Raw genomic sequence first — 14,258 nt, 5'->3', positions numbered from 1 at the left:
GTGGCGGACATCGTGATCGTCGGAGGCAGCGTGGCCGGTCTGGCCACCGCGCTCGCGCTGAGCGGCCGCGGACACCGGATACGGGTCCTGGAACGCGCGGCCCCTCCGCCCGAGGGACCACTCGAGCAGGCCGTACGCGCCTGGGCACGCCCGACGGTGCCGCAGGCTATCCACTCGCACGCCCTGACCTCCGTCGGCGTGGGCGTCCTGCGCGAACAGGCACCGTGGCTGCTGGAGCGCATGGTGGACGCCGGCGCGGAGCTGCTCGATCTCACCGACGCACTGCCCGCCCTCGTACTGGACCGGTCCCGCGAGGCGGACGACGACGAACTGGTGTCACTGGCCTGTCGCCGCAACGTCTTCGAACTGCTGCTGTACCGGGCGGTGCGCGAACTGCCCCATGTGCGGCTCGACCACGGAGTGCTCGTCCGCGACCTCGTCGTCGACCCTTCGACCCACCAGGTGCGTGCCGTGCTCACCGGCGGCGGAGAGAGCATCCCCGCCGACCACGTCATCGACGGCACCGGCCGCCGCGCGCAGTCCCGGGCCTGGATCGCTTCGGCCGGCCTCCCCGTCCCCGACGACCGCACGGCCCCCTGCTCCCTCACCGGACTCAGCCGTCAGTACCGGCTGCGCGGCACGGCCCGGCCCGGACCGCTCAACCGCGGCAACGCGGTCGGTGGCATCTGGGACCACTACGCGGCCGTACTGCACCCGGCTGACAACGGCACCTTCGCCGTTGCCCTCATGGTGCGCACCGGCGACCGGGCGACCGCTGGACTGCGCGAGCCGACGGCCTTCACCACCGTCGCCCGCGGCACGCCCGGCCTCGGCCCGTGGCTGGCCCCCGGAGTGAGCGAACCGCTGACACCGGTCAACGCCATCACCTGCCCGCCGAACGTGCTGCGCGGCACGGCGACCACCCACCGGCCGGCCGTGGCCGGACTGTTCGCGGTGGGGGACGCGGTCTGCGTCACCAACGCGCTCTACGGGCGCGGTATGTCCCTCGCGCTCAAGCACGCCTTCGCACTGGCCGGCCTGATCGGCGGCGCCGAGGCGGACCACGAGCTGAGCCGAGCCGCCGCCCGGCTCGCGGAAGAGGTGTACGCGCCGTGGCACGCCCTCGCCGCGCAGGAGGACCAGCGACGCACCGCCCGCTGGAGCGCCGCGACCGGAACGAGTCCCACGCCCACGCCGGCCGGGCCCCAGGGCGCCCGCCCGTCCGCCCTCCCGCCCCCGGAGCAGATACAGGCGGCCATGCAGACCGACGCGCTGGTGTGGCGGACGGTCACCCGCACCGTCATGGGACTGCGGCACCCCGCCGACGCCTTCGCGGAGGAGACATTCCTCGCCCGGGTCCGGCGGGCAGCCCCGGCCGACCCGGCGCTCCTGCCCCGGGCGCTCAGCCGGGAGGAACTGCTGCACGCCCTGACGACCGCGGAGGGAGCCGCGTAAATGTCCGCCTTGCAGCACAGCGCACCGGCCGACGGCGGCCTCCTGCTCCACCGCGCCCCCGAGAGGCCCCGGACGGGCCGCCCCCGCGTACTCCTGGCCCCCATCACCGTCACCCCCTCCAAGCCGCTGACCCCCAGCCACCTCAAAGGCCTGCTGTGGACCGACGTGATGTACCGGGCCACCGCCGGGCTGGCCGAGGTCACCTACCGCTACAGCCCCACCACCTACCACCTCACCGAACAGACCCTTGGCTTCTGGGAGTACCTCGACCGCACCGCCGGAGACATCGACTACTCCGCCCTGTCCGAGGAGCAGATCGGCGAACTGTACGTCGCCCACCGCGCGGAGGGGCACCGGGCGGACAGCACCGCCCTGCGGCCGTACGCCGACGCGGTGGAGCAGCACGGCTGGGTACACCCCGCCGGTGCCAGGGTGCTCGACCTGTGGACCGGGCACTACCGGCGTCTGGGCATGCACGATCCCGGACTGCGGGCGCACCAGCCGCCCGGCCTGGCGCTGGAGGAGGCCATCGACCGGCTGGCAGCGCGGGGCCTCTGCCTCGATCTGCGGGACCACGGCGGCCCGGTCTTCCTCGACGCCACCCGCTGCGGGCTCCCCCTGCGCCAGATCGTCGACGCACACGGCCGCCCCAACTACCTGGCCTGTGTCCTGCGCGAACTCCTCCCTCTGGCCCCCGGGTTCGACGAGACCGTGCTGCTCTGCGACCGGGAACTGGAGGCCGACTACCTGCTGCTCGACCGCGTTCTGTCCGCGTACGGGGCCACCGTGCGCCGGGTCGTCCTCGGCCGTGTCCCCATCGAGGGGCGCATCCGTTCCGCACGCCACGGCGGCTGGCAGGGCCACACCGTGGGGGCCCTGCTGAAGCAGGCGGGCTCCGAGTACCAGGACCCGGTCCTGCGGCTGGGCATCCGCCTGTACTTCATCGCGGTGCTCGGTACCGGCCGGCAGCAGTCCTTCCGCCACGACGTGCTCCGGCAGAGCCTGGCACGCGCCGCCCGGCTGCTGTCCGCGGACCGGGCCCCCGACCCCGCGCCGATTCCCGAGGTACTCGCCCGCCACCGAGGCGAACACCTCCACGTCAACCCCTACCGGCTGACCGCCGGCCTGCTCGCCAGACACCGCCCCCCACCCGCACCGGAGCTGCTGACGGCGGTCTACCTGTGATCATCTCCCAGGACCTGCTGCACGCCGAAGCGGCCCGCCGCATCCGCGACGCACGACCCGAACTGGCCTCCCGTACCGACCTGCTGACCACCGCCGGACTGGCAGCGGCGCGGCAGGAGATCGCCCGGACCGCCGAGCGGTCCCAGGTACTGGCGGTCTGCGTGCTGCGCCACCTCGACCTGCCCGCCTGGATCCGGGCCACCTGCGCGTTCGCGCACGGTGTCGCCCCGCGGGTGGCCGCGGACTGGCGTCGCGACTTCACCCGCACCGTCTTCCTGGCCGGCAACCCGGACAACCTCGGGGAGCGCTTCACCTTCAGCCATGTCGCCGACGACGGGTCGGCCGCGTGGTGCGGCCCGGCCCCGGCCGGTGACAGCACGGCCCTGCGGCGGCTGCTCAAGATCTTCACCGCCCCGGCCGGTCTGCCCGCCGTCCCGCCCACGACGGTGGAACTGCTGCCCGGCACAGGACTCGAAGCAGATGCCCCCAGGCATCACGCGCTCCATGTGGCCACGGCCGGCGTGACCGTCGCCGACGGCCTGGTGCAGCTCAACCACCTGCTGTCCGAAGCGGTCCTGGACGGTCTCCTCCAGCCCGGGGACGCTATGACGGTCCGTCAGGCGCCGCGACTGGTCGGGCTGGAGGGGCCCTTCACCGCCTTGCGCGTCGACGTATCGGCACAGCACCCCGACCGACTCCAGGCCTACGCCGCTCTGACCGATGAGGAACCCCACCGTGTCTGAACCGACCGCGACACCGGCCGGCGTACCGCTCCGCCTCGGCTATCCGAGTTCCCCGCGGACCGCCCGGGACATCCTCCGTGCCACGGGCCTGAGCGAGCAGGACGCGATCCTCGCCCCCTACGACCTCAGCGACCCCTTCGCCCCGCTGCGGACCGGCGAAATGGACGTCCTGGTCGTCAAGTTCGCACCACGCGAGCCCGGCATCGCCCTCAGCCGCGTCCTCGGTCTGGAGGGCCGGGCCGCCGTGCTCGGCGCGGCCCACCCGCTCGCCGACCGCGCCTCCGTCTCCATCGAGGAGCTCGCCGACCACGACGCCTTCGAACGCCCCGGTGCCTTCCCCGCGTATCTCTGGGACGACATCGTGCCGCCCCGTACACCGCGGGGAAAGGCGATCCACCGGCGCCACCGGGCGGACGGCATCGAGGAGATGGTGAGGCTGGTCATCGAGCAGAACGCGGTGCACGTCTCCGTGGCCTCCCTGGCCGACATCACGCCACCGCCGCTCCGGGTCATCCCGATCCACGACCTGCCACCCGCCCCGGTCCGTCTGGCCTGGCGCTCCGACATCGTCCTCGCCGGGCACGTCGCCGCCTTCATCGCCGCCGCGGAGGCCGCCCATGCGACGGGGTGACACCGGTGACGACATCGGCCACGGTCACCGCACGCCCGCGGCTCGCAACCGCCTACCGGAAGGTGCGCCCGCCCCTCACTCCTCCGCCACCCACGCCGGTAGGTCGAAGCCCGTGAGAGCCCGGAAATCCTCCGTCACACCTGAGGGATTCCCCGCGTACGCGCTGCGCAGTAAGACACCGATCATCGCGGAGAGCTCCCGTGCGAGTGCAGGCAGGCGCTGAACGAGGGCAAACGCCTCGACCAGCGGCGGGACACTCTCGCGGAACCGGGCCAGCGCCTGCTGAGCGCGGGCGCAGGTCACCAGGGACTGGACCACGACCGGGGCGCTGCGATAGTCCACTGTGCGTGTCCGGTAGTGCCCGACGGCCTCTTCGGCAGTCAGGATTGCCTCGCTGTGCCGGTCGGCCTCCACCAGCAGAGCCGCGTAGTTGCTCAACGCTCCCGCGAGGGTGAAGAGGTGGTCGGGGCGGTCGCCCGTGACCAGTTCCCGGCAGAGCCGCACCGCCTCTTCAGAAACCGTCACCGCCTCGCTGTGCCGGCCGGCCATCACCAGCCGGACCACGTGGTTGTTCAGCGACATCGCGAGGTCGGGCAGATGGGCGGGGCGGTCGCCCGCAACCAGTTGCCGGTGGTGCCGGACGGCCTCTTCGGAGACCGGAACCGCCTCGTCACTCCGGCCCAGTGCTGTCAAGAGGGTGAGGTGACGGTCGAGCGATCCCACAAGGTCATCCAGGTAGAGGTCACTGTTGTCCGCGGCCAGCTTGCGACGCAGGCGCAGCGCTTCTTCGGAGACCGGGACCGCCTCCTCGCGTCTGCCGGCCTCCGTCAGCCGAAGCGCGTAGTTGTTCAGCGCCATCGCGAGGTCGGGCAGATAGGCGTCACGGTTGTCCTCGGCAAGTTCCCGGTAGTGCCGGACGGCCTCTTCGGAAACCGGAAGCGCCTCCTCGCCCCGACCGACGTCGGCCAGTACGGCCGCGTGGTTGTTCAGCGCGATCGCGAGGGCGGGGAGGTAGGCGTCAGGGTTGCCTGCGACCAGTTCGCGGCGTAGACGCAGAACTTCTTCGGAGGCCGGGGCCGCCTCTTCGCCCCTGCCCAGGTCCACCAGCAGGCGCGCATGGTTGTTCAGTGACATCGCGAGCTGGTTGAGGTGGGCGTCACTGTTGTCCGCGGCCAGCTCGCGGCGCAGGCGCAGCGCTTCTTCGGAGGCCGGGACCGCCTCCTTGCGCCTGCCGACCTCCGCCAACCGGACAACGTGGTTGTTCAGCGACATCGCGAGGCCGCCGAGGTAGTGATCGCGGTTGCCCTCGGCGAGCTCGCGGTGGAGACGCAGCGCTTCTTCCGAGCACGAGAGCGCCTCCTCGCGCCTGCCGACGTCCGTCAAGCGGAGTGCATGGTTGTTCAGCAACGCCGCCAGGTCGGGCAGATGGGTGGCTCGGTCACTCGCGGCGAGGCGTCGAAGGTGCTGAAGGGCTACTTCGGAGACGGGGCTCGCCTCGGCGTGCCTGCCGACCTGCGCCAACCGGGAGGCATGATTGTCCAGTGCTGCCGCGAGATCGGGCAGGTAGGTGTCGCCGTCGCCGGCCGCGAGGTGTTCGAACAGCTCGGCGAGGATTTCGGAGACGGCAACACTGATGAACGCCAACTTGACCGAAGCTGCGGGCAGCAGGAGGCCTACGCGCCAGGCTTGTGTGCGCAGGGCATCGGGGTCGTCGTCGGCCAGTCGGTGGAGCGCGTCGGTCAGGGGACCGCGGTGGGCGGGCACCGTGGCGAGGAGGGTGGCGGCCCCGGCCATGGGCTCCGGGAACTCGGCGATGAGCTGGGCGATGGCCTGGCGGGCCGTGGTGCGGAAGGCCGGATGTGCCGAGGTACGCACCAGCGCGAAAAGGGCTTCCTGGGCGGCAAACAGGTCCTGAGCCAGCGCCCCCAGTCGCAGGAGCAGGTCGGTGTCCTGCTAGGCATCGCTGAGAACGCCGCCCAGGAGGTGCTCGGCCAGCCGGTCGGGCTGTACCTGGCCGGTCAGGAAAGGACTTCCGTACAGCGGCGGATAGAGCGCGGCGAGCCAGTCGACGACATCGTCCGCGCGTTCGGCTTCGGCCAGGCCACCGACCTGCCGGGCGGTGTCCGCGTCGCAGGGGCCGAACAGGATCATCCCGGCGAGCGCTCGGTCCAGGGCCTTCAGCGCCTGCCGCTCGCGCCGGGCCCGGTCGGTCGCGGTGGAAAGGATTCCCGGGGCGAGCAGACCCTTGCCCGCTGCGGTGCGGCGCAAGTAGTCACGCTCGTGCTCGACCAGTTGGCGCTCGGGGTTCACCTCGCCTGTCGCAGTGGCACCCGCCGCGGACTGGAGCAGGTCCAGCAGGGCGATCATCTGGAGCGTCAGGGCGTTGTCGACGCCCTCCAGCGCGGGTGGATCGGCTGTCAGCCGGTCGGCCAGTACGGGCCATGGCGCGACGGGTTCCTGACCTCCCGGAAGCTCCGGCAGACCCGCCAGTCCTTCGGCCAGCCCGGACACTGCCGCCGCATAGGCCTTGCGTCGCCCGGCGTCGCCGTCGCTGAGCGCGGTCAGCTCCACGCTGTCGGCCGCCTCCCCGAGCAAGGCCTGCACGTCCCGCCACCATGCCCCGCGGGACCGGGACAGCAGCAGCACCCGTACCGGACGCAGCGACGGTTTTTCGGTGACGCCGGTCATCAGGGTCTCGACGAAGACGGGGTGAACCTCGGCGTAGTCGCATACGACCAGGACCCGCTCGGTACATGCCGCGAGCTCCTGCACCAGCCGCTCTGCCCGCGCCTGCTGCTCCTGCTCGTCGCGCAGCTTACGGGCCGGACGCTCGTCGGACCGGGCCGGCTCGGTCAGCCCGGCCACCCAGCCCGTCGCCCTGCTGGCGCGGAGGAATTCGCGTGCCAGACGGCTCTTGCCCTGCCCGCCCTCGCCCGACAGCAGTTTCACCGCCAGCTGCGGTCCCGTGTCACGCCAGGTGGCCAGCTCCTTCAGCTCGTCCTGGCGTCCATGGAAGGCGACGGATTCGACCGCCGCCGACAACAGCGAGCCGGGCGTGTGCGCGCGTACCGGTGCCACCCGGCAATCGAGCGAGGTGGCGAGTTCGACGGGCTCGATGACGGGAGCGGTCCCGCTGTGCTCCCGGAGGTGACCGACGAACCGCCGGTCGTCGGCGAAGTGCCCTACCGCCGTCGCATGGAGTCTGCGGTTCTCGAATTCCTCATCGTCCTTGATCACCACTCCGACGAGGAGTCCTTCGCAGAACACCGCCGCACCCGAAACGCCGCCCCAGGCACGGTCGCCGGTGCTCCGCAGCCGCGGTGCCGCCTGCTGGTCGAGTACGAAGGTGCCGCCCGAGCCGGTGGCCAGCGGCGGCAGCACCCCGCCCAGCTGCTCCACTCCCCGTACACCATCGTCGTATTCGGCCAGTAGCGGATACCCGATCCCCGCGTACGTCAGCGGAGCAGCGCCGACCGGCCGCCCCCAGCGCACCGGGCCGGCGACCTCGACCGCCCGGTCCAGCTCCAGCAGCGCGACGTCCAGGGCCTCGTCCGCCCTCCAGCACACCCGCGCCCGCGCCCGCACCACCCGGTGACCGGGATGCCCGACCCTGACCTCGATACGCGGCCACCCTCCGCCCCTGCCGGCCACCACATGACCAGCCGTCAGCACCAGGCGGGGAGCGACCAGATAGCCCGACCCGCAACGGATTGCCTGCGCCTCTGTGCCCGCCCGGACATCAGCGAGCCGCAGCGGATCCATCTCACTCGCCCCAGGCCCGCGGCTGCCGCCGCCCCAACTGCGCGGTACGCCCGCCCAGCGCCTCATCACGCACATGCAGGGTGAGCTTCAACCGGTGCGTCTGCGTATCGGCCAACGTCGCACCGGCGCCGACCGACACCACCCCGAAGGACAGCTTCGCCTCCGGATGCGACTCCTCCTTCAATTCCACCAGCAGTTCGAGCTCCACCTCCGCGACCTCGAACCGCAATTGCTGATGGGCCCCTGCGTCCTGAGCCTCCCCCAACTCCCGCCGCAACTGCTCAATCGCCTGCGCCAGCCCCACACTTCCCACGTGTCCCCCTGACGTCTCACAACAGCCCCCCTGGCCGCTGACAGTCAGTCTGCCCGGACGACGAGCCACTCCGGGCCGCAATCCCCAAAGCCCCCGGCGGCGGTGCCTCACTTGGGCAAGCCTCTTGCCCAAGTCCTGCCCATGAGGAGGGCTTCAGCCCCCAGGGAAACCACCCCGGACAGCGATCACAAAACGATCAGGTTGGTGAAAATATTGTTTCTTGCACGTTGAACATCTGCCAAAAGGCGTCAACTCATGGCAGTCTCCCCTCGATTCACTCCTGCACCACCGGGCACCCCACCCCTCGGCTGCCCGGCCTGTACTTGGGACCGCGACCCCGCGGCCCTCACAAGGGAGACCGAGTTGAGACGTATCTCGTCCACCCCCCGCAAGAACACCCTGCGTGCTGCCGCCCTGGTCGCCTCCGCCGCGATGGTCGCGGTCGGCGTCCAGGCCGGATCGGCCAGCGCGCAGCCGGACCGCGCGACCGGCGCGTCGGCGGTCCAACTCTCCGCCGCACAGCGGGCATCCGCGATCAAGGCCGCTCAGAGCGGCGCCTCCGCAACCGCCGCGAAGATCGGCCTCGGCGCGCAGGAGAAGCTCGTCGTCCGGGACGTCGTCAAGGACGCGGACGGAACGGTGCACACCCGGTACGAGCGCACCTACGCCGGGCTGCCCGTCCTCGGCGGCGACCTGGTGGTACACCAGTCCAAGAACGGCGCCCGCAGCCTCACCAAGGCGACCAACGCCCGGATATCCGTGGCCAGTACCTCCGCCGCGCTCGCCCCCTCCGCGGCGAAGAAGAGCGCACTCAGCGCTGCCGCCGCGAAGAAGGACAGCCGGACCGAGGCCACCGGCACACCGCGCAAGGTGATCTGGGCCGCCACGGGCAAGCCGGTCCTCGCCTACGAGACGGTTGTCACCGGCGTCCAGAAGGACGGCACGCCCAGCGAACTGCACATCATTACCGACGCCGCCACCGGCAAGAAGCTGTTCGAGCACGACGACATCGAGACCGGCACCGGTACCAGCACCTACAGCGGCAAGGTCGCGCTCACCACCACCAAGAGCGGATCGACCTACCAGCTCACCGATGGTGCCCGCGGCGGCCACAAGACGTATGACCTCAACCAGAAGACGTCGGGCACCGGCACGCTCTTCACCGACGCGGACGACGTATGGGGCGGCGGCCGCCAGACCGCCGGCGTCGACGCGCACTACGGGGCGGCCGTCACCTGGGACTTCTACAAGAACACCTTCGGCCGCAACGGCATCCGCAATGACGGCAAGGGCGCCTACTCCCGCGTCCACTACGGCAAGAACTACGTCAACGCCTTCTGGGACGACGACTGCTTCTGCATGACCTACGGTGACGGCGAGGGCAACGCCCACCCGCTGACCTCCCTCGACGTGGCCGCCCACGAGATGAGCCACGGCGTCACCGCGGCCACCGCGGGACTCAACTACAGCGGTGAGTCCGGCGGCCTCAACGAGGCCACATCCGACATCTTCGGCACCTCGGCCGAGTTCTACGCCAAGAACACCTCGGACCCGGGCGACTACCTCATCGGCGAGAAGATCGACATCAACGGTGACGGCTCCCCGCTGCGCTACATGGACAAGCCCAGCAAGGACGGCGCCTCGGCGGACTACTGGTCGAGCAACGTCGGCGACAAGGACGTGCACTACTCGTCCGGTGTCGCCAACCACTTCTTCTACCTGCTGTCCGAGGGCAGCGGCGCCAAGACCATCAACGGCGTCAGCTACAACAGCCCCACCTACGACGGCTCCAAGGTCACCGGAATCGGCCGCGCCAAGGCCGAGAAGATCTGGTACAAGGCCCTCACCACGTACATGACCTCCACCACCAACTACAAGGGCGCACGCACCGCGACCCTGAAGGCGGCGGGGGACCTGTACGGCACAACCGGCGCCGAGTACAAGGCAGTTGGCGCCGCCTGGACGGGCCTCAACGTGAAGTAGACGCCCTCTTCGCACCGCCGCCACTGCGTCCCGACACCGCCGCCGGTGTCGGGACGCAGTACCGCCTCAGGCCCACTGGTCCAGTCCATACCGCTGCACAGGGTGATCTCACGCCGCACGCGTCGCCGCTTTGGACTGGACCAATACCGAAGCCGACCCTGCCGAAGCAGGCCCCTGGCCTCGCCCTCCGCCGCCCCGACCGTGCTCCGCCGCTGCCGTGACCGAGTGCGTACAGCGAGTGTCCGGCGGCGCCTCGCACGCGGGAGGGGGGCGTGGCAAGGTGAGGGGTGAGGTTGCCTCCCTCGCTCACCCCTCGAATCCGGAGGAGGCCCACATGGACGACAAGGAGTTCTTCCGCGCAGTGGCGGACCGCGCGGGACTCTCGCGGCAGGAAGCGGCCGATCTCACCCGCGCCACCCTCGAAACGCTCGCACTCCGCCTGAGCGACGGCGAAGCCCGCGATCTGGCCCTGGAACTTCCCGAGCCGCTGCGTGATTCGCTCCAAGGGGGACGGGGGGAGATGCGGACGTTCGGTGCCGCCGAGTCGGTCCGCAGGGTGCGCGAGCACACCGGCCTGACCGATCCCGAAGCCGCCCGCGGTGTCCGGGCGGTCCTCAGCACTCTGCAAGAGGCCATCTCCCAGAAGGAGTTCGGGCACGCCATGTCGCAGCTGGGCAAGGAGTACGCGCAGCTGGTGGAGCCCATCGGCTGACGGGGGCAGCCTTCCCCGGACGGCGACCAGGATCCGCGGACCACCACGCCGCGCCGCCGACGACCGGTGGCCGGGTACCGGTCGTACAACGGCCGAAGCGCCGCTCGACTGCCCATGCCCCCCGTGTCACGTTTGTGTCGTAGACGTACCAACTGGACACGGGGGCGGACCATGCTGGTGACCACGTTCAGCACCGAGGTCGTGGAGCCGCCGGAGCGGTTCGCGCTGTTCGAGGAGTTCGCCGAGCAGTCGCACATGGCGAACCAGCTCCGCAGCGATCAGCAGGAGGACTTCCGCGCCGCCATGCGCATCATGGGGCTGGGCGAGATGCAGCTGTCCGCCCTCTCCTTTCCGCATCTGGAGGTCGTACGGACACCCCGGTTGATCCGGCAGTCCGACCCGGAGGTGTACCAGGTCAACTGCATCCTCGGCGGTGCGGTAGGTATCGGCCTGGACGGGCGGGACACGGCCTTCCGCGCCGGCGATATCGCGCTGCTGGACAGCAGCCGCCCCTTTCGAGGACACTTCACCGCCTCCCCGGGCACCTGGCCCCACCTCGTCGTCCAGTTTCCCCGCACCCTCTTGCCGCTGCCCGAAAAGGCCGTCCAGCGTCTGCTCGCCGTCCCGCTGCCCGGTCGACGCGGCATAGGAGGCGTGCTGTCGCGCTGGCTGACCGACCTGGACGCACGCGCCCACGAGTTCACCCCGGCCGATATCCCCACCCTGGCCACCGTCACCGCCGACCTCATCACTTCCCTGCTCGGCAGCAGCCTCGACACCGAGGACACCCTGACACCCGAGGCTCGCCGACGGGCCTTGCAGGTGCGCATCCGCGACTACATCCAGCAGCACCTCGCCGACCCACGCCTGACCACCGCGAGCATCGCCGCGGCCCATCATGTGTCGGTGCGCTACCTGTACCAGCTGTTCGCAGCCGACGGCACCACCCCCGCGGCCTGGATACGCGAGCGCCGCCTCGACCGCTGCCGTCGCGATCTGGCCGACCCCCGCCTCCGGACGCGTCCCATCCACGCGGTCGCCGCCCGGTGGGGCTTCACCAGCACCGCGCACTTCAGCCGCGCCTTCCGCGCCGCCTACGACATGCCTCCCAAGGACTACCGGCACGCAGCACAGCACGCCCACAGCGTGCAGGGACCGTCAAGCACTGTGCGAGGACAGTCAACGACACGTTGAGCGCCGGACACCATGCTGAGTGCGTCTCATCGGCCCGACGCACCCACCGGCACGGGGTGCCGTGGACGAACGCCGGCGGCACGCAACCCCGCCGGCCGCCCGATCGCGGTGCCGACGCCACCGAACGGCGCGACGGTGAGACAACAGAGACGCTTCGACGCTGAGGGGAATCATGCGGACACGAGTCTGGATCACCACTGTCGCGCTGGGAGCCGCCACGCTGATGGGTGCTGCCACCGCACAGGCAGCACCGGCACCTCCCAGAGCCGGCACGGCATCCACCACCACGACCGAGGACTGGATCTACGTCGGCACCTACCGCACCTTGAGGGCGTGCCAGGCCGACGGACGTAACTCCGCCTACGAGGAGTGGGACTGCAAGCGGGGAGCCAGCGGCAAGTGGCAACTCTGGGTGCTGGTCTGATCAGCACCCGATCCCGGCGGCGCGTGCACCCCGACGGTGCACGCGCCGTCCTCCAACTCCATTGCCAGCGGCGGATGTTCGTTTTCCGTATGTGATGTTCCGCGTGTCGGACACAGGGGTGTGTTTGTGGGCCGGATCCGGTTGGATGGGTGCCGCGGTTCTTGCTGGGTCCGTATTGTCGGCTCGCGCTGAAGCTTCGTGCCGGAGCTTCGGGTTCGGGCCCGTTGCCCAGGTGCCGGGGGCCCGTGTGACCTAGCAGTGCCTGCGTCGAGGAGCAGCGATGACACTCCTGATCGTCCCCGTAATGATCACTTTTGGGGTTTTTCTGCTGGCGATGGTTGCGGTGGGTATCTGGACGTATCAGGAGAACCTGACTTTCTCTGATTTTGCTTTGGGCGGACGTCGGCTGAGCCCCCTGGTTGCCGCGCTGTCCGCAGGGGCCAGTGATATGTCGGGCTGGTTGTTTCTGGGACTGCCCGGGGCGGTGTACGTCGCGGGTCTGGGTGCGTCCTGGATCGCGGTGGGTCTTGCCGTCGGGACATACCTCAACTGGCGGCTGGTGGCGCCACGACTGCGGACCTACACCGAACGTGCCGGCGACGCCAAGACCTTGTCGGCATACCTGGAGGAACGCTTCGAGGACACCAGCAGACTGCTGCGTTTGGTCTCGGCCACGGTCATCGTCGTCTTTTTCACCGTCTATGTCGCCAGTGGTCTGCTGGCGGGCGGCGTTCTTTTCGAGGGTATTTTCGGCGGCGGTTTCGAATTTGCCCTCACCGTTTTTGCTGTGGTCATCGTCGTCTACACGGTCCTGGGCGGCTTTCGCGCGGTCAGTGTGACGCACTCCGTCCAGGCCACGGTGATGTTCTGCTCCGCCATCGCCCTCCCCGCCATTGGGCTGCTGACACTGGGCGGTTTCGGTGCGTTGAGTGAGGCGCTCAACCGTAAGTCGCCCGCGCTGCTGGACATGGGCGCCAAGGCCGGCTTCGACGGTGATGTCTGGTCGGCCGGCCGCCCGATGAGCGCAGTGGCGGTCATCTCGCTGCTGGCCTGGGGGCTGGGATACTTCGGACAGCCGCATATTCTGGTCCGTTTCATGAGTATCCGCAGTACACGGGAGATTCCGGCGGCCCGCCGCATCGGTGTGGCCTGGGTCGTGAGCTGTCTGGCCGGTGCCTCGCTGATCGGACTTGTGGGAATCGCCGTGATCGACCATCACCTCGACAACCCCGAGACCGTCTTCATCGCGTTGTGTGCCCAATTGGCCAATCCCTGGGTGGCGGGCATTCTCCTGGTCGGGGTGCTGGCGGCGATCAAGTCCACTGCGGACAGCCAGTTGCTGGTCTCCGCGATGGCGCTGACCGAAGACTTCTACGGTGCCTTCTTCAAGCGCCAGGCTTCGGACACCTCAAAGGTCCTTGCCGCGCGCGCAACGGTAGTGGTTGTCGCGTTGGTGGCTTACGCCATTGCTCTGAGTGGCGGTGGCGTACTGGATATCGTGGCTTATGCCTGGGCGGGCTTCGGTGCTGCCTTCGGCCCGGTGATTGTGCTGTCGCTGTACTGGCCCCGGATGACGCGGGCCGGCGCGATGGCCGGCATTCTCACCGGTGCGGCAACGGTCCTCTTGTGGAAGCAGATCGATCCGCTCCTCGGTCCGCTCCAGTCGGGAATCTACGAGATGGTGCCGGGGGTGCTGGCCGCGACCGCGGCGGCTCTGCTCTTCGGCAAGTGGGTCGGCCGCCCGCCCCGGCGCACCTGGTCGGGCCCCATGGAAGCCACAGCTCCCGCCACACAGGGCCTGACCACCCACAGCCTGTCGTAGGCGGGCCGGCCCCGGCCCCTCTCTGCCGTGTTCT

General features: G+C 70.1%; 12 protein-coding genes. 9 read left to right on the top strand and 3 right to left on the bottom strand.

What is annotated here, in order from left to right; all coding sequences use genetic code 11:
* From ACZ55A_RS22525 to ACZ55A_RS22510, 4 genes are read left to right on the top strand one after another with little or no spacing between them, the layout of a single operon-like run.
* A complete protein-coding gene (locus tag ACZ55A_RS22525) occupies positions 1 to 1,455 on the top strand; it encodes an FAD-dependent oxidoreductase (RefSeq protein ID WP_468842756.1) in 1,455 nt (484 codons plus the stop codon).
* Entirely contained in the window at positions 1,456 to 2,640 is a 1,185-nt protein-coding gene (locus ACZ55A_RS22520; protein WP_468842755.1) for a hypothetical protein, read from the top strand. It begins immediately after the preceding gene.
* Entirely contained in the window at positions 2,637 to 3,383 is a 747-nt protein-coding gene (locus tag ACZ55A_RS22515) for a DUF6182 family protein (protein ID WP_468842752.1), read from the top strand. The genes ACZ55A_RS22520 and ACZ55A_RS22515 overlap by 4 nt, the downstream gene beginning before the upstream one ends.
* Positions 3,376 to 4,014: a LysR substrate-binding domain-containing protein gene (locus tag ACZ55A_RS22510; protein ID WP_468842750.1), complete on the top strand. Its 639-nt coding sequence runs from the start codon at positions 3,376 to 3,378 to the stop codon at positions 4,012 to 4,014. Before ACZ55A_RS22515 ends, ACZ55A_RS22510 begins: the two co-directional genes overlap by 8 nt.
* A gap of 75 nt (positions 4,015 to 4,089) precedes the next feature.
* Here ACZ55A_RS22510 and ACZ55A_RS22505 read toward each other — a convergent pair whose 3' ends face one another.
* The 3 genes from ACZ55A_RS22505 to ACZ55A_RS22495 all read right to left on the bottom strand — a co-directional run bounded on the left by ACZ55A_RS22505 (position 4,090) and on the right by ACZ55A_RS22495 (position 8,089).
* Positions 4,090 to 5,889, bottom strand: coding sequence for a tetratricopeptide repeat protein (locus ACZ55A_RS22505; RefSeq protein WP_468842748.1), 1,800 nt, complete (start codon positions 5,887 to 5,889; stop codon positions 4,090 to 4,092).
* Between the two features lie 78 nt (positions 5,890 to 5,967).
* Entirely contained in the window at positions 5,968 to 7,776 is a 1,809-nt protein-coding gene (locus ACZ55A_RS22500) for a trypsin-like peptidase domain-containing protein (protein WP_468842745.1), read from the bottom strand.
* Between the two features lies 1 nt (position 7,777).
* On the bottom strand, positions 7,778 to 8,089 hold the full coding sequence (locus ACZ55A_RS22495; RefSeq protein WP_468842743.1) for a trypco2 family protein: 312 nt from the start codon (positions 8,087 to 8,089) through the stop codon (positions 7,778 to 7,780).
* Between the two features lie 432 nt (positions 8,090 to 8,521).
* On the opposite strand from ACZ55A_RS22495, the gene ACZ55A_RS22490 reads away from it, so the two are divergent.
* From ACZ55A_RS22490 to putP, 5 genes are all read left to right on the top strand, one after another.
* Entirely contained in the window at positions 8,522 to 10,072 is a 1,551-nt protein-coding gene (locus ACZ55A_RS22490) for a M4 family metallopeptidase (RefSeq protein ID WP_468843208.1), read from the top strand.
* Between the two features lie 334 nt (positions 10,073 to 10,406).
* A complete protein-coding gene (locus ACZ55A_RS22485) occupies positions 10,407 to 10,784 on the top strand; it encodes a DUF2267 domain-containing protein (protein WP_468842740.1) in 378 nt (125 codons plus the stop codon).
* Positions 10,785 to 10,955: 171 nt separating this feature from the next.
* Positions 10,956 to 11,978: an AraC-like ligand-binding domain-containing protein gene (locus ACZ55A_RS22480; RefSeq protein ID WP_468842737.1), complete on the top strand. Its 1,023-nt coding sequence runs from the start codon at positions 10,956 to 10,958 to the stop codon at positions 11,976 to 11,978.
* Positions 11,979 to 12,150: 172 nt separating this feature from the next.
* Complete coding sequence (locus ACZ55A_RS22475; protein ID WP_468842734.1) at positions 12,151 to 12,402, top strand: hypothetical protein; 252 nt, start codon at positions 12,151 to 12,153, stop codon at positions 12,400 to 12,402.
* Positions 12,403 to 12,682: 280 nt separating this feature from the next.
* A complete protein-coding gene (putP, locus tag ACZ55A_RS22470) occupies positions 12,683 to 14,224 on the top strand; it encodes a sodium/proline symporter PutP (protein WP_468842731.1) in 1,542 nt (513 codons plus the stop codon).
* Positions 14,225 to 14,258 lie beyond the last annotated feature (34 nt).

This window comes from Streptomyces sp. NPDC034111 (genome assembly GCF_055575375.1).
The sequence above is the reverse complement of the archived record's forward strand: the minus strand, read 5'-3'. Positions and strand labels throughout refer to the sequence as shown.

Bases quoted from the DNA above. Each gene is read 5' to 3' on its own strand.
- ACZ55A_RS22520 (WP_468842755.1), top strand. From the start codon at position 1,456: ATGTCCGCCTTGCAGCACAGCGCACCGGCCGACGGCGGCCTCCTGCTC.
- ACZ55A_RS22500 (WP_468842745.1), bottom strand. From the start codon at position 7,776: ATGGATCCGCTGCGGCTCGCTGATGTCCGGGCGGGCACAGAGGCGCAG.
- ACZ55A_RS22490 (WP_468843208.1), top strand. From the start codon at position 8,522: ATGGTCGCGGTCGGCGTCCAGGCCGGATCGGCCAGCGCGCAGCCGGAC.
- ACZ55A_RS22485 (WP_468842740.1), top strand. From the start codon at position 10,407: ATGGACGACAAGGAGTTCTTCCGCGCAGTGGCGGACCGCGCGGGACTC.
- ACZ55A_RS22480 (WP_468842737.1), top strand. From the start codon at position 10,956: ATGCTGGTGACCACGTTCAGCACCGAGGTCGTGGAGCCGCCGGAGCGG.
- ACZ55A_RS22475 (WP_468842734.1), top strand. From the start codon at position 12,151: ATGCGGACACGAGTCTGGATCACCACTGTCGCGCTGGGAGCCGCCACG.
- putP (WP_468842731.1), top strand. From the start codon at position 12,683: ATGACACTCCTGATCGTCCCCGTAATGATCACTTTTGGGGTTTTTCTG.